This window comes from Parvibaculum sp., assembly GCF_039973015.1.
GTDB lineage: Bacteria > Pseudomonadota > Alphaproteobacteria > Parvibaculales > Parvibaculaceae > Parvibaculum.
This window is the reverse complement of sequence record NZ_JBDWLT010000004.1, coordinates 76,803-100,719: the sequence shown is the minus strand read 5'-3', so window position 1 is coordinate 100,719 and position 23,917 is coordinate 76,803. Positions and strand designations below refer to the sequence as shown.

Below are 23,917 nucleotides of genomic sequence, written 5' to 3'. Positions count from 1 at the left end.
TATTCATTGGAAACCGAAACATTGCACCGCTTCTTGGCGGTGTGCTGATGGCGTGTTGCCTTATTTCGATAGGCTTTCTTGGCCTATTCGCTTCATGTCCATCCCCATTCTAAGAAACGGTACGACTTATATCTTTTGACCTTTTCCCTTTTTTCAGAATTGACCCACACCTCAACTGAGGTGGGAAAGGATTCTGTTCAAATGAACAAATTTCTCAAGGCACTTCGTGTCACCGCAATCAATCTCATGACACTAGCTGCAGTCGTTGCCATTTCGTCGCCAGCTGGCTATGGCGTCGGTGCAATCATGATGCCCCCGAGCGCAACTGCTCTAATCCTTGTCTCCTTCATATACTCACTTTTCATAGTTGGCCCCGGTGTGTTGCTATCAGCGCTGAGCAGCAACTATCTGTCTGCCTCCTACAAGCAGCTCCGCATCTGCCTATCGCAAACAGCGCTTTATGCATTTTTTTGCGGCTGGTACGTCAGTCCGCAAGCCTCAGACATAGCATCCCTTCTCCATGTACTTATCGGCACCCCCCTAGTTACGATGATACTTGCTGCGATGCTGGTTCTCGGGCTCCCTCTTCTTCTTATCGTGTTCATTGGCGAACACATCGCCACTGAAACCGATTAGCGATAAAGGCCTCACACTTTCAAGTGTGAGGCCTTTCATAATTCAACTAGATGTACGGCTGACGTAACGCTGAGTAACCACGCCGAAGATTCTCTTATCTGCTTTGCTCTTCGCCCCCAACCAGGAAAGTCCGACCGCTAAAATCAAAAAAAGAGGCAATAAGCACAACAATACCAGTTGAACAGGCCAAGGAAGAAACTCCAATCCCACGCTATACAGATTAGGGCCAAAAAAGAGAGCGCCAACAAACAGAAGAATCAGAAAAGCTGGAACGACCGTAAAAATCGGGTGCCACACCCAAGGCGAATACAAAAGTTGTGAAGCCGCTCCTCGAGAGGGTTCTTTTTGATTCGCGCTGCGCCCTACGGCATCAACCCAAAACTTCTTGATCATGTCCAAAGCTTCCAAGTGTTTTTTGATTGCCTCCACCTCACGACTAAAATCAGCGTCATACCGCATCTTTGCAGTTCGCCCTTTAAGAAGACTTGCAGGAGGAAGCGCATATATTGCATGGGCAGAGGCGGCAATTTTCTCGGCGTGTCGTTCCACTTGCTCCATATCACGATAGAAGAAACGGACAGCGGTAATCTCCTCTCCCCACATGCATTCCAGAATATCCGCCTGTATCGAAGGATAGACGTAATGCCGATCCGGACTCAGCCGCAGGTACGGCACGACAGGAGGTTTCTGACTCAAGTCACTAAGCCACTTTGTTAGCCCTTCAACAGCTTTATCAAGAAAGAGAAGCTGATATTCCACATCCACATAGATTGTCCGAGCAATGTGCATCCGACGGAAAGAATAGGAAACGAGGTTCTTCAGAACCCAGAGCAATATAGGAGTGACGACAAACCGCGCTATCGTCAGCGGATCGCTGAGCGACAGCGACACACCGCTTTCTTTCTGCTCTTTATCGTTCTGCTCTGCTTTAGGGCCGCCCTCTTCAGAAGGGGTAGATTCACCTGGCGTCTCTTCACTAGGTTCAGGTGATGGCTCTACTTCGGATTCGACAATTGGCGAATCCGCCTGAGCGAGCGCCACCTGCACTGGCGCGGTCGCGCACGTCAGTGCCGCAAGGCATGTGATGATAAGAAAATGCCGCATCCCGCTCCCCCGACCGTAGCACCCAAAATATCTTAGGGCGCGCGGCACACTGAGAACAACAAATATGGCCGCTCCAACCGGCGCAATCGCCTCGGAAATTCCTCTGCCCACCTCCCAAAACGAGAATGACCGTCGCGCTGAAGCGCGGCGGCCAGTTCACCGGCACACCAATCAAGCGACGATGCAGCCACGCTGCAACGCCTCGCTGGCGTATGCAGACAAGCTCTTCGTGGCTTTGAAGAACCGGTCACGCTCAATGCGCAGACCGGCAGGCCCTCGGATGGCCTCCAACTCCGACAAGCGCACCGTACCCAGCTCCGGGCACCCCACGCCTAAGTCACACAACCCGAAGGCAATGTCCGTCTCTTCCGGATCAAGCTCGGTCAGCAGCCAGGTACCGCCGCCCCACGGGCAGAACAGCTTCACGACGGGGTGAAAGTCATACGTCTCCCCGTCACTATCCGGCTCCGCCAACCGGGCAGCGTTAGCGGCCCCGTTCTTGAGTAGTTTATCTTTTTGCTCCTTTGTCAAAAGTTTCATGGTCAATCGCTCCTTGTAGAGATTTCCCGCAGGGGCCCTTCCCCCGCGCGTTACCTCCTGCCCAGCGGCGAGCGATCAACCTTGTGTAATTGAAATGCTCATATGCGCTCGCGCCGGAGCCCGACGGCAACCGGAAGCCGCCCGCAAGGGGCGCGAACGCGCGGCGGCACAACACGGGAGCAAAGCGAACGGAGCGGGCCGTGCCGCCCGGCGACCTTGGGCCGCCGTCGGCCTCCGGCATAAGCTCAGCCAAAGAGGTCAACGCGCCGCAAAGCAGGCGCACCAAAACAAAAAAGCCGGTCACTCGTGACCGACACTCACCGGGGCGTTGCGGGGTGTCCCCCGCAGAGGGGGTAGCGGAAAACCGCGCTCTACGTGGGTTGCAGCGAGGGGGAGACTTCCCCCACATCACACCCAAATGAAATGCGTGGTGTCGTCTCTTTCACGCGATAGCTAGACTGGACGAAAGCATCAACAAAGCGCCCAAGGTGCACATCGGACAGGTGATCCCGTAGATGGTCCACGTTCACGGCAAAGCCCGCATTCGCCACGCAGAAACCGGCGAAGTCTATGAGATCACTCCGGACATGATCGACTTCCAATCTGTCGGGTCCGAGGAGCGCAGTATGGGAGCGGAGACCACGTACTCGGCAGTTGTCGATCACCCTCAACTCGGGCAACTAGTCTGGTCGATCTGGGAATACCCTGAAGGAGCCGAGAATGATCGAGAGACGGATGTCGGCCAGCACGAGCTTCTTGAGAATGTCGATTTTGAACTCGGACAGGGGCCTTTTGACGAAAGCGAGGCCGACGAAGGTGACGCCGCTGATGATCGCCAGGCGCGGATCGACGCTTTGGTTGAATGGTTTCACGAACACTATGAAGACCCTGCGCACCGACTCCCCTATGAAAGCGCCGAAGGCGGGTATCAATGGATTTACGGCGGTCCTTACGACGCTCAAGAAGCTCTGAGTGACAATTTTCAGGACGAACCGGAGGACATTATTGAAGCCGCCGTCGAGGAAATCGAGTCTGAGGGACAACTCGAATGGTCACCTGTACCAACTTCCGAAGACTACGACCCCTATGACGAAGACGAGCATGAAGACAGCGATCCCAACGAACTGGCGAATGAACTGGCCGGTCTCATTGCTGATCTGCCGATGCCAACAACTGACCCGGTGTTCGAACGGTGTGATGACGGCCTCATTCATATGGCTCTCCCGCCGGACGCGGCGGTTCCAACAGCACAAGATACACTCCTTGATGAACTGCGGGCTGCGACTGAGGACCTTCTTCAATCGCTCGCAGGAACCAATGGCCATCCTGACCTGTTGCGTGCGGCCGAGCGGTACAGCGAAGCCACAAGCGGTGAGACGGTTTCAATCTCTCAAGTCTATGCACGCGGGATACGCCTAACTAACGCCAAGACTGCTGCCGAGAGCGCCATTGCGAACGACGACCAGCCACCTCTGCCGGCAGGCGTTGAGGAGCATTTGTCTTCAGTGGTTGAACTCAACCGCGCATATGTCATGTCGCAACCGGAGGGGCGCGCCATTGCCGAAGGTGCGGACGCCTACCGCCGGACACCCGCAGAAGCAGAAGCGATGCGAAGGGCAGCACAGCAGCTGACAAGCGCCGTCGAAGATGCCTCCAATCTGTTTGGCCATGAAGTTCGGACGCATGTTGCAGAAGTAGCAGCCGATGTCGCCCGAGGACCGCAGCCTGAGCGTTCTAATCAGGCAGCAGCTACAACGTTCGGAAGTTTGACGATCACGCTCTTGAAATACGCCGTTCCATTTACAGCGGCGACCATTGCCAGCCAGGCGATAGGGGGCAGCATTCCCGCCGATGCGCTAGCGGCAGCGGGGACCGCGTCTATCGATCTCGTGTGGACTTTCTTAACCGCACACGCCTCAATCTTCCGCGAACTAGCGGGCGCCTTCGGCGCTGACCTCTCGTGGATGACGCCTATCGCTCGCTTGCTCGAAAGAATCAAACAGCTCATTCGACGATGATGTTTGGTGGCGGATAGACGCTTCGCCTCATCCTCGCAAAATACGCTGTAGCGCATAAAATCATTTTATCTGCTGCAGCGTATAAACCGGAAGCCACTCTTTCGAACCCGACGCTACGGCGACTTCATCGAGCGGATGCACGCTGACCGTCAAAGGCATCTTCGTAGATACGTTCGATGCGCTGTACTTCCTCGTCAGTGAGTGCCTCGAACTCGCGTTCACGGGCACGTTTCGACAACTGCCCTTCATTCTGTTGCAAGAAACGGAACAGAAGGTCGATCAACCGATCCGGCATGTCGATGAAGCCCGTCACCTGTTGCCGGAACTGATCGTAGCGGCGCAGAAAGTCCGTCTCATATGGCAGATCTTCCTCGATGGTCTTGCGCACGCAGGCATAGAGAAATTCAGCGTGCGGCGTCGCATCGAAGAACCGGTAAAAATCGCAGGTATTGTTCAAAACATGCACATTGAAATCTTCGGTTGGCTCCCAATCGATCAAAGGCAACAGCCGCGTAGAATAACTTTCCAGGACACGTCGGTACTCGTCGATCTGCTCCAGGATGGCCGAGGAAACCGGGAACACGACGCCGGGCGGATTAAATTCGCGCTGCGCCAGAACGTGATGAATAAGGTAGCGATGAATGCGGCCGTTGCCGTCAACAAAGGGATGGATATAGACGAAACCAAAGGCGAGAACGGTTGCCGCAATCACGGGATCAAGATCGCGCGCAGGCCCCCTATCGAAAGAGACCATGCCGTCGATCAAACTTGGCAGGTCCTCCGGTCTCGCGCTGATATGATCGGGCAAGGGCATGCGCATATCGCGGTCATGCTCTCCGATGAATCCCCCCTCGTCGCGCAGACCAAGCTTGATAAAGCGCGCATCGCCAATGACGATCCGCTGCAAGCGGAGCAGCTCTTCCAAGTCCAATTCATGCTGGCCTGCTTCGCCAATAGCGCGCCCCCATCGCTGGATGCGATCCTGCGGTGCGCGTTCTCCCTCAATCGCGTAGCTGGATTTGGAATCTTTGAGCAAGAGAAAGGCGGCGGTACGCGCCAGCAGGTCGCGCGAGACATTCGCGACAATCTCTTGCGCGCGCGCCGACAGATTCGACGCAACGAAACGCTCCAGCGTTTCTGTACGAAAAACCAGCGGGCAGAAGTCCGGCGTGCCGGGGAGATTGTTCTTCACGCGATGCCGGGGCGAGGTCTCCCCGGCTACCGCCCATTGCTGCTCCGAGTCGATCACCGGGGCATAACGGCCCGCTTGGGCATCGGCCAGGTCGAGCCTTTCACCGGTCAACCATTCATAGAGAAACCAGAGGCGGCGCGCGTATGTGCCGGTGGGCGTATCACGCACCAAAGCCTCAATGGGAGCAGCACCGACCGTCAGGAAAATCCGCTTCAGGACTGCAAGGTCGAGCCCCTCATATTTGAGAGCGAAAGTGAGATGGCCCTCCAAAGTTGGATGCGGCGCATGTCGCGGCGTCAGGATACGCCAGCCGCCTTCTTCCAGCACACGATGGCGCTCGCCAATGGCGAAGAGCGTTCGCGGCAGAGGCACGGACAATCCGCAGGCCTCGATCAATGCACTGTACCCGGCAGGGGTCGCCCGTTCCGGAAGACGCCTCTCCTGAAAAACAGTTACCGGCCCTGAAAAATGAAATTCTGCCCCATTACCCATGAAAAACGGTTCTCACATATGAATTTTGATACTAAAAATACAAATACCATGAAAAACAAGTATGATTGACGAAAACAGCTTCGTCAAGATCACAACTCATGAAATATCGTCTTTATCTCAGCATCGCATGAAAAATCATCCGGCGCCCGACAACCGTTCTTAAGGAGCGCAAACGCATACCGCCCGGCAACTTCGGGCGGATGCCTGCCTCCAGCATAAGCTGAACCTGGGAGGTCAACGCGCCGCAAAGCAGGCGCACCAAACAAAAAGCCGGTCACTCGTGACCGACTCTCACCGGGGCGTTGCGGGGTGTCCCCGCTCGAAGGGGTGACGGAAAACGCTGCAAGCGATTGCAGGCAGGGGAAGGCTTCCCCCAAGTCGAATCTCACCATCTTTGATATGGTAAAAAATTAGCCCATGCCGATACCGGTGAAATTTATGAACGAAAACCAGCTGCGCGATCATCTATTCGAGAACTACAAGGAAACAATCTCTTCCCTCATCGCCCCGCGTAAATCAGCAACAAGCCTGCCTGACGAGACATTCCCGCGCATATCAGAACTGCTCAAGCGGCGAACGGAAGCGAAGCTCAATGCCCTTCTTGAAGAATTCGAGCTGCTGCACTTGGACGGCAAGGAAGTTCAACTCGTTCGCGACTCTGACACTACAACGCGCATAGACCTGCTGGGCCATATCGATGAATCCGGCGATCTCGCGATCATTGAACTCAAGAAGTCCGGTCAGACCGAACGCCAGGCGTTCACAGAACTTCTCTCTTACGCAAACCACTTCTGCACCCTGTTCCCACCATTGTCAGAATCAAGCTTGCTATCGATCCTGGTAGCGCCAATGGAAGGACGGGGCGTAAGAGACGCTTTCGCCCAAGAGCTTATTATCAACGACAAGAACGTCGCTGCGCTGATACCGAACTTCGAGAATGACGGGGTTTCTCTGGAGCCGTATTACCCAAGCGACCTCTACTATCGCTGGATCGAAAACAACATCCTCGACGACCGCTCCATCACAGTGGTGACGGCATCGTTTCCATTGATTGATGGCTGGATCGATGCCGGTCCGCCCGGAACCACGTCTCCGCCGGACTACACGCGGAGAGCGTTTAAGACGATGACGGGCCTCATCGCACAAAAGCTTGAAGCGCAGGGGCTTCATGGCTTTGTCTTTGCCCGGCAATACTGGAATGAGATATGTCCAGTTTTCCCAAAACCAAACACAATCGTCCTCTGCTTACTCAATCCGTTTGGGCATTTTCGAGCAGGGCTACACGAGGGAGAAGTTGTCGGCGATTCAGACGAAAGCCGTTTGCAGGCTGTGCAAGCTCTCGTCGATCAAGTGGAAGACAATGAGTTTTGGCTTGAAAGCCTTCACTCTGCCTTCATGGGCCAAGCAATCCGTATTGTTCAAGAGTCGTTCAAAGAGTTCTTTGTCAGCAGCACCGGCATTGCGGTTCGCCCGGAAATTGGCCTGCCAGATTGGTGGGGCTTCAAAACGAGCATGATTGAAGCTGTTACCTGCCACAACATGGAAGTCCGGCTCACCGGTCTGCTGAGAACGATCTACACGGAGTATATGGCTCACTGCTACAAACAGGGCATGGACGAGATTTACTTCTCCGACGATCTGCCGATGTACGGCTATATCGCTCACGATCATTTCCTGGCCGTATGGGAGATCATACGCGGGCTCTCACTGGATGACGCCGAGGAAGCGTAGGCCAACAATTCGGGAGCAGTTTAGCATCGACACCCCTAGGTACGCACCACCTTGGCAGCGTCAATGAGCTTATCGACACGGACAATCAGCTCCGCCAGTTTTTCTACGTCCGGCATAACTCCCGCAAATTCATCAGAGTTGGAGTGTCCTTCGAGAAGACGTGAGGTGTCGTCCTGCAATGCAATAACCTCGTCTGCGAGTTCATTCGACCAATTGATTTTTCTAATGCAGCCAAGCCTTATTTGCTCATTCCAGCGACGAACAGTGTCTTTGAAGAGATGAAAAACAACCACCTCTTCAATTGTTCGACGCAGTGCCCCAGCGCCACTGCGCACCAAGTCCACTCTCTCGCCACCATTAGCCTTCCGTGCGCGGGCGAGAAACTCATTCGCTTTTGATGTCTTTCGATAAATTCTTGTGTTCGCTGGTGTTTCGTCGACGCTCACATAACCGGGTGCGCCGTCTTTACGTTCAACCCAATGTCCAAGGAAAGAGACGTCGTCCGCTTCTGCAAATTCTGACAACAAGGTCAGAAACACAAGGTCGTGCGTAAAGACAATTACCTGCCGCGCAGCCGTTTCTTCCACAAGACGCGCTGCAATAGCTCTTTTTCTCTCAAAATCAAGAGAGGTTACGGGGTCATCGAACACGACAGCCGCACTAGCAGGATTGAGATTCACTTCGGTAAGAAAGTCTGCCAAAGCAAGCGCGCGCTGTTCGCCTTCACTGAAAATCTCGTCCGGTTTGTGACCGCCCTTTGCCTTAAGCCTCCGGAGCGTCTTACCTGCGTCCCCTCTTGCTTTAAAGTCGACAGGAAATGAGCAGTCGAGTTTTTCACACTCTTCTTTCAGACGCTTTTTGTATACGCCTTCAATGAGCGTCTGAAACAATGCGCGTTGTTTGTCGGTTACGAAACGTGGACTCGGCTTGGCGTCTCTTGCCTTTGCCGCCCACTTCATGTCCTCAACGAAAATTATTACGTCGTCAATGTTCTTGCTGAGAACTTGGCGTTGCCGAAGAGTGACGTGGTCAGCTTTGAACTGGGTAATGAGCTTATCGAACACTCCGTCCCGGAGCGCGGCGTCCTGAAGGGTAATTTCCTCCAGCGCATTCATGAGAACCTCAGTCGGTAACTCCAAGTCATCGAAGGGCAACTGGTCGGCCTGTCCATCATCTAGTGCTTTCGCAATCAGATCACGACGGGCGGCGAATACGGCGGAAGCTTTATCAATTGCTGCGACTAGTGCTGGGTTCATCTTTGAGAGGTCCGCCCGCATCCGGCTATCGGTCGGCAAAAGGTTCACATCCTTTTCCCTTAACCCCTCAATATACTCATTGACCGCTTCGTCAGCCGCGACTGCTGCCGCACGTGCTTCATGGTCCAAATAGCTCCACATACGCCTGATCAAAGTGGCCGACGGCGCATCGAGCGGTCGATGACATAACAGGCATGGGTCTCCTTCGGCTGGGTACGTCTCTCTTTCCAGTTGTCCCAACGCCCTGCTTGCGAACACAAAGGGGTCCCACGTGTGGCTGCCAGTCTGTGTGAGTTTTGGGTGGGAGACCGTAGCGCTCCCCGCCTTCACGGCCTCCAGAACCGCTGCCTTGTGCGTATCAAGAAGATTGCGGGCGCCCGCCAGAGCATCTTTTCCGAGCGTAGCACCAATTTCGGCCACCTTCTTCTGTAGAGTTTCAATGTCGGTTTTTGCCGCAGCCAAGGCCTTCAATGTTTCCACTGGGGATTTTTCCAGAAGTTCCTTCTCCCGGCGGACGACCTCCGCAAGTCGATTTTGTTCCGGTTCGCCAAAAACACTAAGCGTGCGAAGTTCAGCTAGGTCGGAAGCTGCATTGAGTCCGGCGATTTTCTCGGCCACCGTTCCTTCATCAGCAAAAAGCTGGTGGAACTTGTTAGGCCTTGTCCTGGCGGCAGTGTCGGCCTCCAGCTTTGCGGCAATCAAACCGGTGACACGGACAGTCTCATCAAAAACATCAAAGCCAGCAGGCTGGAATCCAAGTTCGTTCTCTCTCGCAAGGTGAATACGTGCTACCGAAGAGTCAAAAACACTGATCCTCTGCAAATCCGCGTGCTCATCTCCGACGGCAAATAGCACTTCACCGGACTCCCCGTCCTTTTCGAGGACAAACTCGGCTGATGCCGGTGAGTCCGATGCATTCTCATCGTAAATGTTTGCAATTATTTTGGGGGTAGATCGACTGAAGCACGCTGAAGACAGGACCCTGGAAAAACCACTTTTCCCAGCACCATTTTGCCCGTAGATCACCGTCAACTTTGGGCCAAAGGTAATGCAGGCCGACTGCGGGATAGCATTGACGTTCTTCAGCGATCTCACTTCTCGTAGAATGAGAGGGCCAACGACAGCAGAGGTACGCCCTGTTACCGAAGCGGGAATCTCCGGAAGGTCTTCGTTTCCATTGTCTAATTCTTTCTCCCGCAAAAAGAGGCGGTAAGCTTCTCCCACTCTTTCATCGCTTAACTGCCCATCTCTAACGGCATGAGAAACGATGAAACGTTGCCAATCTGGGAGTACCTGGCCCCACGCATTTAACTCATCCCAAATTGTTGCGTCTGCCTGCGGCGTATCCTCGCCTTCAGTTGCCGCGCATTCGAGCGCCCTCACTTCTTCGGCCATGCCAGCCCTCCCTTAGTTCACAGCCATCTCATGACCTTGTGCCATCCTACCAATATTTTTCTTTGTACGGAACGATTATCGGCGCGCACTATCAGTCTCTACGAGTTTTGATAAGACGAGAACGCTGGAAGTTAATCTCATAAGCGGTGCACCGCTGCTGACTAAAACGGCAGCTCTTCGTCAACATCCACAACCTCCAGTACCGCGTCGACCGCCGGTGGCATTTTTTCCAAATGTTTTGCAATGAGAAAGTTGTGAAACGCAGCAGCTACCTGGATAGCGAGTTCGCCATATGCGGGCGCGACCGTCGTTACCTCCGCACCTTGACCGTGACCCGCTAGTTTGTTTCGCAAGAACGGCAACGTCGCGAGAACCTGAGCGACAAACCCGCTGCGAACAGATTCAGGAATATCGTCCAGATACCCTTGTTCCAGGAACGCTTTAGCCAGCCTGTCTGCGTTGACGTGTTCGAGGCCAGTCAAGACTTTAAGGACGCTTTCGTAGCTCTTTCCCGCATGGAGGATCGCGTCTTTGATATCTCCGGTTGCGAGCTCCTGTTTTGCTTTGGCGTATTCGTCGGCCGCACCGGCAAACCGATTGTTGGCGAGCCCTTGGTAAGCGGTCGTCGTCAGGCGTGCACCGACAAAATCGGCATCTAGTTTAAAAAACTCCCCCTCGGAGAAACGCCACGGGCACTCATGCAACTCAAAAACAAGGTTCAGCTTGTCACGAAATTCGCTGCGCTGGTTTTCCCCAACCCAACCCCATTCCAACTCAATCGCATCAAAAATAACGGCTGCATTTCCGCCCTTTACTAGTGACCTCGCTTCAAACACACCTGCATTCTCCTCGCCGTGCTCGCGCGCCAACTCTTCTGCCACTTCCGCGAGTGCCCATGATGAATTCGTCCAGTTGTCGTGAGGATCGGGCTGTACGTAAACGGAGCAATTAAAGTGCTCCATCCATTTCCAGAGCTTCGCCCGCACACGATCATCCAGCTCAACCGTCAATTTGCCCTCAGCGAGAGCTTTGAAATACCGCTGGCTAAAAAGAGGTCTACCCATCGCGCCCCACTCCATCGTTGATAGAAAACACTTTAGCATATTTGTTCTTGGTTTGTGCCGATTTGGGCGGCAGGAAAGCCCAGCATGTACGCTTCAGCGTGCTATGTCAGTTTATTTTTTCTATTAGTTGACTTTGTCAGCTTCCTATGAAATATTGTAACCATAGGAGGATGACCATGAGTGATGGACCGTTCAAAAACCTGAAGCTGGATAATCGGCTGAAGAAGTTTGCGGAGGCCGTTCAAAACGACACCGTTCCAACCGACGAACGGTGCGCATTGGGCCACCACGCAATCGTGTACGGGGTGCTGAGTGAGACCCCTTCGCTCTTCAACGGCCTAGCCGACTATCTCAACGGCAGCCAATTGGACTTCGACCCCAAATCATCCATCGAAGGCGTCTTTGACGCTCATCCGAAGTCACAGTTCACCGACAACTTTCAGAAGGAGGTGAAGCTCCGGCTGCATGACGGGGCATCGCCCGAGAACGCAATTTTCGAAGGTCTTGACGCGGCCATCCAAACCCATATTGACGAAACCAGGACGCGCATTCAGGAAGCGTGCTTGGACAGCCACCAAAATGGGGAGATGCGCAAAGATCAGCTCGACCGTGCCATCGAAGGTACCGACGCCACTTTGAGAGAGCTTGATACTCCTAAAATTCGAGATGCCCTCATGCGAGGTGATCGCGATGCATTCAAGAACGCCACCAAAAAGAAAGACGGTCTAGATGAAGGGCCCGCACAGTGAAGCAGTTGAAGATTGTTGTTGATCCGAGCGAACGCACGCTCAATGTGATTGAAAAAGGATGCGATAAGGCACGCGTACGACTCAAGAGCGACGCTATCGCGCGCATAGGTTCAGAGATTGTTTTCGACAAGCGTATCCTCGACACCTACCACTACGATGGCTGGAAGAGTGTTCATCATGACCTTCTTGTTGTTTGCGCTGCCGTCGAATTTGCGGATCGCAAATGGGCACGCGGTAACACCCATTGGGCGCGGAAATTTCACGTCGTCGTACCTGTTGTAGAATTGGGCGTCTGGCGCGATGAGAGTATCGGGCGGCAGCTCTGCACGACTCTGCGCCATCTGACCGGGGACGAATGGCGCTTCTCTTTTGTGAAATGGGAAGGTGACGTTAGTGAAGACGACCGCCAACGCCCCCTTTTCTTTGATGCGCATAAGGAGTTTGCCATCGCATATAGCGATGGACTGGACTCCCGTTGCGTATCGGGCATCTTCAACAAGAATGATGCCGCTGTTCGTGTGCGCGTCGCCAAGGGAAATCAAAAGCGCCGAAAGAATGAACTCCCTTTTGATCGCATTCCATTCGACGTAAGAGTTTTCCCGTCGCAGGAGGACAGCGCTCGATCACGCGGATTCAAATTTGCGGCAATTACAGCAATCGCTGCTCACCTTTCAGGTCTGAACAAGATCATCGTTCCGGAGAGTGGGCAGGGTGCGCTCGGCCCTGTTTTGGTGCCGCTTTACAATATCTATGCTGACTATCGAAATCACCCAACATTCTTCCGGAGGATGGAACGCTTTATCAAAGCGCTGCTTGGGCACGAGATTACATTTGACCAGCCACGCCTTTGGCGCACCAAAGGTCAAACAATCACCAAGTTCCTAGAGCAACCTGGCATAGACATGGAACAAGTCCTTCATACCCGGTCATGCTGGCAGCAAAGACACAACGTACGACTTGGTGGGGTCCGCCGCCAATGCGGTGTGTGCGCGGCTTGCATGCTTCGACGGACAAGTCTCCACGCAGCTAATGTAAGTGAGAAGAAAGAGACCTACGTCATCTCAGATCTGACGGCCGCGAACTACAGCGATGCTCTGCCGCGAGGCAACACCTTTAATCCCACCAAGACATTGCTCGACTATGGAATTATGGGAGCTCGGCATATGCAGCAACTGGCTGATATGGCTGCGCTTCCCAGTAACAAGCTGAGAAACAATTCACTCGAACTTGCCGAGTCTCTCGGCGCAACAGAAGAAGAAACACTAAGAAACCTGAGAAACCTGTTGGCACGTCACGCAGAGGAATGGCAGCGCTTCCTGACCGACCAAGGACAAGAAAGTTTTCTAAGAGTATGGACGAAAGGAGGCCGCTATGACCGATCTTAATGAAATAAGCGCACAAGAGATTGGACGGCGTCTCCGGCTAGCTCGTGAAAATGCGAAAGTCCTTCAAGAAGAAGCGGCACAATGCATTGGCATGTCCCGCCCGACGTTGGTTTCTATCGAAAAAGGTACGCGCCGCATTCGAATCCAGGAACTTCAAACTTTGGCCAGTCGGTATGGCGTCTCCGTCAACGCATTGCTACGGCGTGAAGCCGTTCATACCGATCTCGTTCCACGCTTTCGCAGACTTCATGAAACTGAGGATCAACACACTGCCGAAGCCGTAAAGCTGCTTAATGACCTCGTTAAGGCCGAAGTGGAGCTGGAGAATGTCCTAGGAATTAGTCGTCGCAAGAGCTACCCCCCAGAGCGCGGTATTAATTCCGGCGATGTAGCTGATCTGGCCGAACAGCACGCGCAGGAGCTGCGCAATTGGCTTGGCCTTGGTTCTGCGCCGATTGGCGATATCTTCACTCTCATCGATCTTGATTTGGGCATCAGGCTGTACCAACGCCGTCTATCGTCCAAATCGAGAGTTGCTGGACTCTTCACCTATGATCCTGAGATAGGCGCATGCATTCTTCTCAACGCGAACCATCCCTTAGAGCGTCGTGTACAGTCTGCGGCCCATGAACTCGGGCACTTTATAGGTACGCGTCACAACCCCGAGGTTCTCGAAGAGAACGAGAAATTCCTGTCCAGAGAAGAGCGTTACGCCAACGCTTTTGGTCGAGAATTTGTGACGCCCCGCAAGGGATTCTCGGAGAGCTTCGAACAACTGAAGGCAGGTTTGCCGCAGCTGACCAGACGCCATGTTATTTTGCTTGCTCACCAGTATAACATTTCGCGTGAAGCTTGCGTGCGTCGCCTCGAAGAGCTTGGTCTTGTGAAGAAGGGAAGCTGGGCTTGGTTTGAAAATAACGGCAGCATCACAAAGGCACATGTGGAAGCCGTACTAGGTGCAAGCGCTGCAAAGCCCGACCACGCGAAGGATGAAGCGAGTAGAGCCCTGCCCCACCGACTGAGTCTTATGGCTTACGCTGCCTGGAAGCGGGAACTTATGTCAGAAGGGCAGCTTGCGGAACTCTTGAAAGTACCTCGTACAGAACTCCGAGCCCTGATCGATCAGTTTGAGCTAGAGGAAAGCGAGACGGATGACCTTCTTACGCTTCCCGGCTAGTGAAACAGTGCCGCTAGTTTTGGACACTAGCGTCATAATCAATCTCCATGCGAGCACATACGGCCACGAAATTCTCAAGGCTCTTAGCAACGATGTCGTAGTCACGGACATTGTCGTTAGAGAGCTTGAGCACCAAACAAGCAGAGAGAACGGCGATCACCAGTTCATTCAAGAGCTTGTGGACACCTCTGTCGTTAAGATGATGTCGCTTGACGATCAAGGCTCCGATCTATTCGCTCAGCTTGTTACCCAAACTGCTTCACTGGGAGACGGAGAAGCCGCAACCATCGCCGCCGCGTATCATCAGGGTGCCACGCCTGTGCTAGACGACAAGAAGGGGCGTACTGTTGCCCAGGGCGTATTGCCTAACACACCCCTTCTCTGGTCACTCGACATGTTCCTCCACCCGCTTGCACAAAACGCCCTTGGCAAGAGTGGGGTGGCTGAGGCTGTTTATCTGGCTCTTCGAGAGGGTCGTATGCGAATAGACGAAGCCCAATGCGAGGCAGTTGTCGGGCTCATAGGTTCGACAAAGGCGCTTGACTGCATCTGCCTTCCCAACTTCAGGGCACGGCGTACTGAATGGCTCTCAGAACTTCATGTCCCCAATAATTCTCAAGTTGCCGAGGTCACCGAAAAGCGTTGAGGCCGCCTAAGCGGCGGCCTCTGTCTCGCGGGGTTGGAGGTTGCCGAGATAGTCAGCCGCTTTGGCGGCTTGGCTGGCGGCGGTGAAGATGGCCTTCTTGTCGGCCTTCATGACTTCAAGCCAGTGGCCCAGGTATGCGGCGTGGTCAGCACGCGGCTCCAGTGAGATGCCAAGCTCGGCGCACAGGAACGCTGCGCCCAGCTCGGCCACAAGCTCTTCCATCGCATAGGCGTTGTCGCCGAACCGCTTGCCGAACTGGCGGTCGCAGCGGTTGGCAGCACCCGTCCAGTGCGTCAGCTCGTGGAGCAGCGTTGAATAGTAACTCTCGGTGGGCGAACTGGTCTCAGTGCCAAGGAAGCGGTCCCGCTCCGGCACCTGAATGGCGTCCGCCACGCGGTCATAATAGGCCCGCTCGCCGCCATGCTTGATGACAGCGCCGGTCGCCCGGATGAAGGCATCGGCATGGGCGATAGTTTCAGCGGGATTGGCCGGTGCCGGTACTGCCGGCAGCGTATAGCCGTCGACCTGATCGGCATTGAAGACGTAGCTCGCCTTGGCGACAAAGCGTTTGCGTCCGTTCTCGCCATCTTCGGCGTCGGGCGTGTCGTCATTTTGCAGCTCTTTATAGAAGACCACCAGACTGGACTTCTCGCCCTTGCGAACCTGCGCTCCTACGGATTGCCACTGGCGATATGTGCCCCAGAGGCCGGATGAGAAACCCGTCAACTCAGCCGATGCCCAGAGGCTTATCACGTTCACGCCCCGATAGTGCGCGCCGGTGGCTACATTCTGCGGCCGGTGGGACGCGAAGCTGCTGCGATGCCAAGGCATCTGGAATATCCCCTGCCCTGCTTCGATTGCAGCGACGATGCGGTCAGTGACCTGGCTGTAAACATCTGCCCGTTGGTTGCTCTTGTATGTCATGTGTCGATCCTCCTTTTGCGGTTGCGAGCCGCGCGCTTCGCGGCCTTGTGAGGCCAAAGCGCAGCGGAGGACCGGAGGCGGCATTCCGCAGAACCGAAACACAGTGGAGGACGGCAAGGACGGCGCTTTTTGCAGCGCGAGGAATGGCGCACGCGGTGCGCCAGGGGAAAAAGCAACGCACCGCGCCGTTGCCAAACCGGGCCCCGATGCGATGGTCCGAACAGATAAGGCCGTGAATGCGCGGCTCTCGTGCCAACCGCTGGAGGTCGCCACGACACACGCACCAATGGGCAGCTACAGCCTGCACCGCTGACTGGCTGCAAAGCCGGGAAGATTGGGGGAAATTCAAAGCCGGTGCGGGGTATCGCGCCGCTTTTTCAGGCGCAGAAATGCTGCACGCGCACTATCCGTGGGCTGATGAGCATCGGATAAGTGAGTGACATGACTTGCGGACTCGGCCTAGGGTTTCAAGATCACAGTAGCCATCGAGGGCAGCGCGGGAGGGAGCGATGGTCTTTGGTCTGTTTGGTAAGAAGAAAGCAAAGCCGCGCGACGATGAACATTGGCGCGATCGGATCGACCCCGCGCACAAGGAAGCGCTGGAGATTCTCGAAGCATCGGGAGAAGTCGGCCCGCCGTGGGTGCCCAGCTACCGGGCGGCACTCCGTTTCGGCAAAATGGACGAGGCCAATGACACCCTACGCGGACACATCGTTCCGAAGTTGTCGAAGGAGACCTATGAGCGCCTGCTGGCTGCCGGTGGCAGCAATTGCTGGGCCGGTTTTGATGACCTCGCACAGTCCGGCTATTTCCAGAAGCAAGGCGAGAAGTCCATAGACCGCGTAAAGCTCGGCTATTGGAGTGATCGGGAAGATCAGCCGGTCAAGCCCGAGATTCTCTTCAGCGGTGATGGCCACCTGCTAACGGTTGCTCCTACCGGTGCAGGTAAAAGCCAACGCTATATCCTGCCTACGGCTCTGACCTACAACGGGCCGATACTGATCCTCGATCCAAAGGGTGAGGTGTACAAAGAAACCGCATGGCGGCGCTCGTGGCACGGCCCGGTGTTCAAATTCGCGCCCTTTGACGAGAACAGCGATCATTTCAATCCGCTGGAGTTTGTGACCGACTGGGACGATGCGCGGGTGCTTGCCGATCTGCTCATCACGGTGTCGGGGAAGGGCGATCCCTTCTGGGATAGCTCCGCCCGCGACCTGGTGCGCGGCCTCATTATGTATGTGGTGAAAGTACGCCCCGGCGGGGTGGCAAACATACGTGAGATACTCCGCCTCCTCTCCCCCAGTGATGACGAGTTTGAGGACATGCTGGACGCAATGCGCACAGCCAATGACGAAGGCCTTCTGGAGCTGGCCAACAGTCTTGAGAAAATGTCCGAGAAGATGCGGGCTTCCATCCAGCAGGTGGCGCGCGCGCAACTGGATGTTTGGCGCTCGGAAGCCGTCGAGCGCGTGACCAGCGACACAACGGAGGAATGGGCGCCGGAAGCTATCTCGACAGACGCCTATTTCAATGAGGAAATGGCGAGCCACGGGATACCTCTAGGCGGCAAGATGGTGGGAGGCACCGTCGTGCAAGGCGTGACGCCGTCCATCTATCTCATCGTGCCGCCTGACAAGATTGGCAGCTATCGCAGCGTGCTGCGGGTGATGCTGGGCATGCACCTGAACGGCGCGATCAAAGCCAATCAGGGAGAGCGTGACCCCAAGCCGTTGCGGCCCTATCTCTTCATTTTCGACGAGTTGCCGCAGCTCGGCTATATGGAGTTGATTGAGAACGCCGTCGCCGTTGCCCGCAGCGCCAATATCCGCCTGTGGCTCTTTGTGCAGGACTTGGCGCAGCTCCGGGAGACCTTCCCCAAGTGGGAGAGCATTCTCGCGAACTGCAAGGCGCAGATATTCTTCAAGCCCGGCGATCTCGGCACGGCTGAGTATCTCAGCCGTCTTCTTGGCCGTAGGCGGGATGTTCTGGGGTCAGATAGGGAGCTTGCGACACCGCAGGAACTGATGGGCCCGAACTTTGACGGCAAGGTCGTCCTGCGACTCGCGGGCCAGAAGCCGGTGAAGGCCGTACTGCCGGAAGCCTTCTACGAGGATGAGCAGCTTCAGGAATACATAGCCACCCACAAGCATAGGAAGCCGTAGCGCGCTCTGATCGCGAACGCGGGGAGGAAAACTGAAGTCCGCTCGCGCTTTCCGCAGTTCCCCTCGCCGTGTCCGTCACGCATCAAATCCGATGCGATTTCAGCCAGTCGATAAAGGCCTGGCGGTCGATATAGACCCGCCCGCCGACTCTCAGCAGGCATTCCCGGAAGCCATTGCGCTCCGCATTGAAAATCCACCAGCGCACAGTGGCCTCGGGGAATGCCGGATACTCTTCGACTAGCTGATTGACTGTCAGAACATCTGAACCATCAATCGTTCCATCCTCCTATTATTACACTTCATAGTTGTAATATGGGGACTGCGATGAACACTTTACACCCCAGTAGCGGCAGATTTCTGCCGTTCGTGTACGGATGAATGCTGTGGGTCGTGAATAGCGCTGGGGGCTGCTGTCAGCGATAGGGCGCCCCATCCCCTCTATTTCGAAGCCTCCCCAGTCACGCCACTGCCTGTGCTCATGTTGGTCGATGATGTGAGCGGTTGACCGGCTTCAGCACTTACTGTGCCAAATTTGTGCCAAATGCAAAAAAGAAGGGCTTAGCATTTCTGCTAAGCCCTTGATTTATTTGGTTGCGGGGGCCCGCAACCGACGATACTTGCGGTTGACGGAACTGAAGATTCCAAGAATGCGAACAAGATTTGAGTAAGTTTACCGTTAGCGAAAGTCCCAAGCGACTAACTCGACGACGTCCCGTCAAGCGATAACATTTGGTCTCAGACGACCAGCTACTGGCATCTGGATTGACCATGTGAATGGAGGTGCCGCCGTTTGGTCATACTGGTACACAATGAGAGACGGCAAATTTCGTTTGTCGTAGAGACTTCCGAAACGCAGAACAAGGCTATTCGGCCCGGCAAAAAACAGGTGAATGGTTCTAACGCCTCTATTGCCAAGCGCTATAGCTGTATCAAGAAACTGCTGCCCCAAGGCCAACTGCTTTTGTTCTGACCAATGAGCATCCATAGGCGCAGCCTCAATATCCGCGTGCTCCAGATGCACTAGCGGAAGCGCGCCACACTTCAATAGAGCTCCTTGTGTGTCTACTCGATAAGAGACCGAGACGGCGAGAACAACCTCGGCCGTACCGTCAGGAATGTCTCCCATGCCCGAGACTTCAAATCTCCTGCCATCATCCTCGGAATTAAGTTCTTGCCACCGCCGTTCATGCCGATTCCAATCCATAAACATGACAGAAGCTTCGTCATCGAGCAGGATGCCCGCCAGAAATGAAAGAGGAACTGGTGCAAGTCCGCCTGCCACATACAAAATATCTCGGCGATCTGCCCCATCTTCCCGCGTGTCTAGCTCTTGGCGCAACGTCATCAACCGATCGACAGCAGCTTGCGGATCAACGATCAATCCGTCGTTTACGCGTTGCCGCAGGTCTACCAGCACTTGCTCTCTTCTTCCGGGCAAGGAATGAGGAATGGCCTCGGCCAAGGGAGAGCCATTCCAGTCCCGAAGCCCTCGGAACTCCAAGACGAACACACGCTTGCGGCCCAGACTTTGATGCTCACGCCAGATCAATATGAGGCCGACGACAATGAGAGTCGCTGCCGCAATGTACGAAAGGGTCGTGAGAATGACCGAAGCTTGACCGGCTTCGTAGTTGAATGTCAGTGGCCCAAATTCGGTTGGAATGCTGACACTAAATACGTTACCTGCGATTAAGAGAGCCAGAAGCGCCACACCTCCTCTGACGAGGAAGTAACCAATTGAACGCTTCCTGAAGGTCCAGTCCGCCAGCGCCCTTATGACATAGTCTAGTGTTCCCATTCTATTCACAATAATTGACTTCTACTCTAAAAGCCTCTTCACCTTTTTGGAACAACAAAGCTGAGCACTCTAACGGCGTCCATAATCTAGTCTTTGATATAAGCAAAATAGCAAAATCTATACTTCGTTCACTCTCGACCAACTCTCGCATCGAGCAGCAATCATCAACGCTGGGTATGACGGGAAACCTCGGATGTGAATGCCATTCTCCCAAATAATTGTAGCGTCGATAATCGTCGCCGGTCCGAGCAAAGAATGAGCGTAGAGCAGCTTGGTGATATTCTGTACTGCGCACAAAGTGCGCCGCCCCTCCTGTTTGATCATCGACTGAGAAATCGGCAAGCCTAAAATGCCCGGGCGCTATCTGTTCGGCCATCAGAATTCCGCCTATCTCACGACGTCCTGCCCACCACAAACGGCGGCGCATTCGGCGTCGCAGGCTGGCAGGAAATTCAATCTTCATCTTGTCTTTCTGCCTCAGAAGCTAATTCCGCAAGCAGTGCTTGCAATTCTTCTGACGCATTCGCTTCTGCCATAGCCCCCCAAACGCCTTCCTTGGTTAGCTCAATCGGCCATGTGTCGAAAGGAGCTTGAAATATCCACCCCTGCCTGAGTCCAAAGGCGTAGGCAGAAGCAGGAAATATAGAGTTGTCGGGGCGGACGAGAGAATCCAGAGCAAACCGGGTGAGATGAGCGGCGACAATCGTTACGTCTGCGTCATCAGCGATAAGAGGCGGCGCTTCTGGTCCTTCCGCCCCATACCCGATGTCGGAATCCTCGTAAGGCCACGGCTGCTGCCTCGCCGCATACCACGACGCGATTTGGTTTCGCGCAATGAGGGGCGGCGGATCAGAGTCAGGCCGTGCGCGCGCTACTACGCCGCCTATCCCTCCGGCATACACAAGCCCCCATATCAGTGGCGTCCTATGGGAGCAGCCCACTGCTGCGCATAGGTTGAAAACGTTAGGATTGGCCGTTGCATCGATCAGCAGGCTGCATTCCGACATTTCGTTCAGCACACTGGTCGTGTAGCCGCTGCTCTCTTGCCCTCCGAGAAGAAGGGGCTTGACCATTACTTCGCAGTTGGCGCTGATCTCCAGAAGTTTGTGTTCGAGTGCGTTTGATTTGTGTGTACCTACCGCCCGGAGATCAAGCTCATTGCGCACCATATTTCCGGGAAGAACGACGTCCGGATCGACAAGAAGGAAGGATCGCACGCCTGACCTGGCAAGCGAGACCGCAACTTTCGAACCCACCGAACCGCAACCGACAATAGCCACTCGCTTGTCGGCCAGCGCATCGTACTCTGCAGGAAGTCTGCCCCCTTCATCGGAAATTTCCAGAGTCGCGTATTTGTAAACGTTGCGTTCGTCACCAAGAATTGTGATCAGGAGAATTTCTGAATCGTCGATCAAGAACACGAAGGGCCAAAATTCTTCTGCGGCTTCTTCGAACCATTCCTCGACACCTAGCTCGGAACAAAGACTAAGAATGCTCTCCATGGTTAGCTTGCGGGGAAGCGTCGTGCCCCGAGGCAGTCGAAGGACATGCGCCTCCTGTTCCCGCATCCCTTTAGTGAGCAACGGCTGCTCGGCCCAATCGGGCGCGTCCTTCACGCCAATTCGAATTGGATAGACAATCCACGCTGAACCGTAATTATGTTCAGAAACCGCGGCCGAGAGAGGCTTACCTTCTTCAACGGCAAGAAAAGCTTCTTTAGCGGACGGGCTGAGAAGCACGCGCAAGTGTGAAGATCGAAGCTTTTGGCCCATCGTCTCTCGATGCGCAGACGGGACTTGCTCGGTATCTGTTTCTCTTTCCCCACTGAGCAATCGATAGGCGCTTTCAATCATCATCGCGCCTGTAACGTCCTGATGCCAATTGTCGGCGCGCCACTCGAGACATAGCTCTCCGCCCGAGCCATACTGGTGCTCTGACAAGCGAATTTTTTCACGCGGCCGGACGATTGGCGGCGTTTGTGGAAAATACTCCGGAAAATAGATAGACAGCGGGAAAGACTCGTCCTCGGCCACGATGTCGAAATCTGCGGCCAATCGAAGCCCGTCAAGTCGCCAATGGAGATTTTGCAACCAAGGCGCTTGTTCAGAGAGGTCAGCGATCTGAGATCGTTCCTCCCTAGCGCGGCCAGGCTGTACCGCCCACCAGATCAAGCGAAACCCTTGGGGGTCGTTGGCATTCTAGGCTGATCAGGGAACGAGACCGTACTTCCGATCACCGGAGCAACCGATGACTTCCGCAGCAATCCTCCGCCCGTTTTCGCTGCCCGCTCTCGTACGCGTTCAGCCAGAGCATCTCCCATAGCAGGGGCTACTCTCTTCGCGATTTCTGCCTGTTCAGTCAGGTTGGCGGCATTGAGGAAGTCTGAACGTGCTTGCTGAAGCCATTGAAAAAAGGCTTCAGCCCGCTCGGGATGTTCCACCCACTTGTCTGCAAAATTTTCAAGTGGGTCAGTTGGGTTGGGAATTACATATTGCCCACCGATTTTCTGAATGAAGCTATCCATCTTTGTGAGGATGGAAGTGAGAGCTTCACCGATAGTCGCCTCACCTGCATAAGCATGAGCCGCCAAGGTGGTGATGATCACTGATATAGGCTTGATTTCGCTATTGCCGGCAAAGCGCCAATCACGGTGGCGCTTCAAAATCATTATGGCCGATTGCAAGGGTGTCTGAACCCGATAGACAGGTATGTCTTCAACACTGGCACGCACAGATTCAGCGAGCGCCCGGCGACGGGTTTCAAATATTTCACCCATGCGCTGAACGAACCATCCGCTGTAACCCTTAGGATTCGAACGCTGCCATTCGGCCGTCATCATTGCGTAGTCAGCGCGTTCGTTGTCCGTAATTGCGATGGCCGTCTGCGTCCAACGGGCGTCAAACCCACTCGTCTCAAGCAACAGTCTTTGGCGATTGGCATCAGGGAGCGCCGGAACAATATCCATATGAAATTGAGCGCCGTCGGCATAATTTAGCACCCAACAGCGGCGGCCCTCACGCACCGGCTTTGTCATAGACTGAGCGCGATGATAGGAGTGGATTTCAGCGCCAAGCAGCTCCTTCAGTTGTTTCTGGGTCAAATCAGCGGTCGTCAGCCCACGAAATTCGCATATCGAGTCAACGTCGTAATCTTCGCGGTCGTCGATGGGACGAATTGCCGTTCCGAGCCGGAAAGAACCCTGCACATAAACCTGCGGCTTGTATTGCCGGATCGTCGACTTTTCCCGGTGAAACCATTCGCCAAGAGCGTTGTAGCTGTCATTGGCTTCCCGATATCTGGCCTCGCTCACTCCAAGATCATCGGCCAGCGCTTCCAGGTAGCTTTCTGCGGCCTGCGTTACTTGAATTCCATTTGCCATCGACTCGGCCTCGCTTCATGGTTTCACGATTTGTTCCACCTGCTTCATTTGTGGTCAAGTCGAATATGGGAAGTTTCACTTTCTATCCACAGGTTTAAGCCGACTCAGCCGAGGCAATCCGAGAGCGGCAAGCTGGCGATCAACCGGCACGGCGCAGCGCGAAAGGCCTGACGTCTCCCGGCGGCTTGGGGGAGTCGCCCGGTGACCATATTTCTTGACTCAACGCTCTGATCGGACTGCGCAGACCTGGCTAAGCGCGCCAAACAGGA

At 54.7% G+C, this 23,917-nt stretch carries 18 protein-coding genes; 8 read left to right on the top strand and 10 right to left on the bottom strand.

The window, feature by feature from the left end; genetic code table 11:
* The first annotated feature begins 201 nt into the window (after positions 1-201).
* Positions 202-636 (top strand): hypothetical protein, encoded by a 435-nt coding sequence (locus tag ABJO61_RS03365; RefSeq protein WP_348323368.1) that lies wholly within the window; start codon positions 202-204, stop codon positions 634-636.
* A 42-nt stretch (positions 637-678) separates the two neighbouring features.
* Here the strand turns inward: ABJO61_RS03365 and ABJO61_RS03360 are convergent, their stop codons facing one another.
* Positions 679-1,740: a hypothetical protein gene (locus tag ABJO61_RS03360; protein WP_348323367.1), complete on the bottom strand. Its 1,062-nt coding sequence runs from the start codon at positions 1,738-1,740 to the stop codon at positions 679-681.
* Positions 1,741-1,911: 171 nt separating this feature from the next.
* Complete coding sequence (locus ABJO61_RS03355; protein ID WP_348323366.1) at positions 1,912-2,286, bottom strand: DUF2958 domain-containing protein; 375 nt, start codon at positions 2,284-2,286, stop codon at positions 1,912-1,914.
* Between the two features lie 509 nt (positions 2,287-2,795).
* Between ABJO61_RS03355 and ABJO61_RS03350 the strand changes: the two genes are divergently transcribed.
* Positions 2,796-4,298: a hypothetical protein gene (locus ABJO61_RS03350; protein ID WP_348323365.1), complete on the top strand. Its 1,503-nt coding sequence runs from the start codon at positions 2,796-2,798 to the stop codon at positions 4,296-4,298.
* A 124-nt stretch (positions 4,299-4,422) separates the two neighbouring features.
* Here ABJO61_RS03350 and ABJO61_RS03345 read toward each other — a convergent pair whose 3' ends face one another.
* Positions 4,423-5,982 (bottom strand): Fic family protein, encoded by a 1,560-nt coding sequence (locus ABJO61_RS03345; RefSeq protein WP_348323364.1) that lies wholly within the window; start codon positions 5,980-5,982, stop codon positions 4,423-4,425.
* Between the two features lie 438 nt (positions 5,983-6,420).
* On the opposite strand from ABJO61_RS03345, the gene ABJO61_RS03340 reads away from it, so the two are divergent.
* Entirely contained in the window at positions 6,421-7,713 is a 1,293-nt protein-coding gene (locus tag ABJO61_RS03340) for a hypothetical protein (RefSeq protein ID WP_348323363.1), read from the top strand.
* A 35-nt stretch (positions 7,714-7,748) separates the two neighbouring features.
* On the opposite strand, the gene ABJO61_RS03335 is transcribed toward ABJO61_RS03340, so the two are convergent.
* Together ABJO61_RS03335 and ABJO61_RS03330 are read right to left on the bottom strand one after the other, a co-directional pair.
* A complete protein-coding gene (locus tag ABJO61_RS03335; RefSeq protein ID WP_348323362.1) occupies positions 7,749-10,364 on the bottom strand; it encodes an AAA family ATPase in 2,616 nt (871 codons plus the stop codon).
* 161 nt (positions 10,365-10,525) lie between these two features.
* The gene (locus tag ABJO61_RS03330) at positions 10,526-11,428 is read right to left on the bottom strand and encodes a hypothetical protein (protein WP_348323361.1); all 903 of its coding nucleotides are present in this window, start codon (positions 11,426-11,428) and stop codon (positions 10,526-10,528) included.
* 176 nt (positions 11,429-11,604) lie between these two features.
* On the opposite strand from ABJO61_RS03330, the gene ABJO61_RS03325 reads away from it, so the two are divergent.
* The 4 genes from ABJO61_RS03325 to ABJO61_RS03310 are packed head-to-tail and all read left to right on the top strand — an operon-like array spanning position 11,605 to position 15,385.
* Positions 11,605-12,177 carry a hypothetical protein gene (locus ABJO61_RS03325; protein WP_348323360.1) on the top strand — a complete coding sequence of 191 codons (573 nt, stop codon included), beginning with the start codon at positions 11,605-11,607 and terminating at the stop codon, positions 12,175-12,177.
* Positions 12,174-13,562, top strand: a complete 1,389-nt coding sequence (locus ABJO61_RS03320; RefSeq protein WP_348323359.1) for a 7-cyano-7-deazaguanine synthase — start codon at positions 12,174-12,176, stop codon at positions 13,560-13,562. The genes ABJO61_RS03325 and ABJO61_RS03320 overlap by 4 nt, the downstream gene beginning before the upstream one ends.
* Positions 13,549-14,739 carry an XRE family transcriptional regulator gene (locus tag ABJO61_RS03315; protein ID WP_348323358.1) on the top strand — a complete coding sequence of 397 codons (1,191 nt, stop codon included), beginning with the start codon at positions 13,549-13,551 and terminating at the stop codon, positions 14,737-14,739. The genes ABJO61_RS03320 and ABJO61_RS03315 overlap by 14 nt, the downstream gene beginning before the upstream one ends.
* Positions 14,714-15,385: a PIN domain-containing protein gene (locus ABJO61_RS03310; RefSeq protein WP_348323357.1), complete on the top strand. Its 672-nt coding sequence runs from the start codon at positions 14,714-14,716 to the stop codon at positions 15,383-15,385. The genes ABJO61_RS03315 and ABJO61_RS03310 overlap by 26 nt, the downstream gene beginning before the upstream one ends.
* Before the next feature lie 6 nt (positions 15,386-15,391).
* Here the strand turns inward: ABJO61_RS03310 and ABJO61_RS03305 are convergent, their stop codons facing one another.
* Positions 15,392-16,309, bottom strand: coding sequence for a zincin-like metallopeptidase domain-containing protein (locus ABJO61_RS03305; RefSeq protein WP_348323356.1), 918 nt, complete (start codon positions 16,307-16,309; stop codon positions 15,392-15,394).
* A 509-nt stretch (positions 16,310-16,818) separates the two neighbouring features.
* Between ABJO61_RS03305 and ABJO61_RS03300 the strand changes: the two genes are divergently transcribed.
* Positions 16,819-18,471 (top strand): type IV secretory system conjugative DNA transfer family protein, encoded by a 1,653-nt coding sequence (locus ABJO61_RS03300; protein ID WP_348323354.1) that lies wholly within the window; start codon positions 16,819-16,821, stop codon positions 18,469-18,471.
* Between the two features lie 715 nt (positions 18,472-19,186).
* Here ABJO61_RS03300 and ABJO61_RS03295 read toward each other — a convergent pair.
* The 4 genes from ABJO61_RS03295 to ABJO61_RS03280 all read right to left on the bottom strand — a co-directional run bounded on the left by ABJO61_RS03295 (position 19,187) and on the right by ABJO61_RS03280 (position 23,648).
* Positions 19,187-20,269 carry an SAVED domain-containing protein gene (locus tag ABJO61_RS03295; protein ID WP_348323353.1) on the bottom strand — a complete coding sequence of 361 codons (1,083 nt, stop codon included), beginning with the start codon at positions 20,267-20,269 and terminating at the stop codon, positions 19,187-19,189.
* Between the two features lies 1 nt (position 20,270).
* Positions 20,271-20,732: a Mov34/MPN/PAD-1 family protein gene (locus tag ABJO61_RS03290; protein WP_293323555.1), complete on the bottom strand. Its 462-nt coding sequence runs from the start codon at positions 20,730-20,732 to the stop codon at positions 20,271-20,273.
* Entirely contained in the window at positions 20,722-22,323 is a 1,602-nt protein-coding gene (locus ABJO61_RS03285; RefSeq protein WP_348323352.1) for a ThiF family adenylyltransferase, read from the bottom strand. The genes ABJO61_RS03290 and ABJO61_RS03285 overlap by 11 nt, the downstream gene beginning before the upstream one ends.
* Positions 22,324-22,436: 113 nt before the next feature.
* The gene (locus ABJO61_RS03280) at positions 22,437-23,648 is read right to left on the bottom strand and encodes a nucleotidyltransferase (protein ID WP_293328708.1); all 1,212 of its coding nucleotides are present in this window, start codon (positions 23,646-23,648) and stop codon (positions 22,437-22,439) included.
* Positions 23,649-23,917 lie beyond the last annotated feature (269 nt).

Coding starts and splice junctions, on each gene's coding strand:
- ABJO61_RS03365 (WP_348323368.1), top strand. CDS start 202: ATGAACAAATTTCTCAAGGCACTTCGTGTCACCGCAATCAATCTCATG.
- ABJO61_RS03340 (WP_348323363.1), top strand. CDS start 6,421: ATGAACGAAAACCAGCTGCGCGATCATCTATTCGAGAACTACAAGGAA.
- ABJO61_RS03350 (WP_348323365.1), top strand. CDS start 2,796: ATGGTCCACGTTCACGGCAAAGCCCGCATTCGCCACGCAGAAACCGGC.
- ABJO61_RS03310 (WP_348323357.1), top strand. CDS start 14,714: ATGACCTTCTTACGCTTCCCGGCTAGTGAAACAGTGCCGCTAGTTTTG.
- ABJO61_RS03360 (WP_348323367.1), bottom strand. CDS start 1,740: ATGCGGCATTTTCTTATCATCACATGCCTTGCGGCACTGACGTGCGCG.
- ABJO61_RS03280 (WP_293328708.1), bottom strand. CDS start 23,648: ATGGCAAATGGAATTCAAGTAACGCAGGCCGCAGAAAGCTACCTGGAA.
- ABJO61_RS03330 (WP_348323361.1), bottom strand. CDS start 11,428: ATGGGTAGACCTCTTTTTAGCCAGCGGTATTTCAAAGCTCTCGCTGAG.
- ABJO61_RS03290 (WP_293323555.1), bottom strand. CDS start 20,732: ATGAAGATTGAATTTCCTGCCAGCCTGCGACGCCGAATGCGCCGCCGT.
- ABJO61_RS03300 (WP_348323354.1), top strand. CDS start 16,819: ATGGTCTTTGGTCTGTTTGGTAAGAAGAAAGCAAAGCCGCGCGACGAT.
- ABJO61_RS03305 (WP_348323356.1), bottom strand. CDS start 16,309: ATGACATACAAGAGCAACCAACGGGCAGATGTTTACAGCCAGGTCACT.
- ABJO61_RS03325 (WP_348323360.1), top strand. CDS start 11,605: ATGAGTGATGGACCGTTCAAAAACCTGAAGCTGGATAATCGGCTGAAG.
- ABJO61_RS03295 (WP_348323353.1), bottom strand. CDS start 20,269: ATGGGAACACTAGACTATGTCATAAGGGCGCTGGCGGACTGGACCTTC.
- ABJO61_RS03315 (WP_348323358.1), top strand. CDS start 13,549: ATGACCGATCTTAATGAAATAAGCGCACAAGAGATTGGACGGCGTCTC.
- ABJO61_RS03335 (WP_348323362.1), bottom strand. CDS start 10,364: ATGGCCGAAGAAGTGAGGGCGCTCGAATGCGCGGCAACTGAAGGCGAG.
- ABJO61_RS03345 (WP_348323364.1), bottom strand. CDS start 5,982: ATGGGTAATGGGGCAGAATTTCATTTTTCAGGGCCGGTAACTGTTTTT.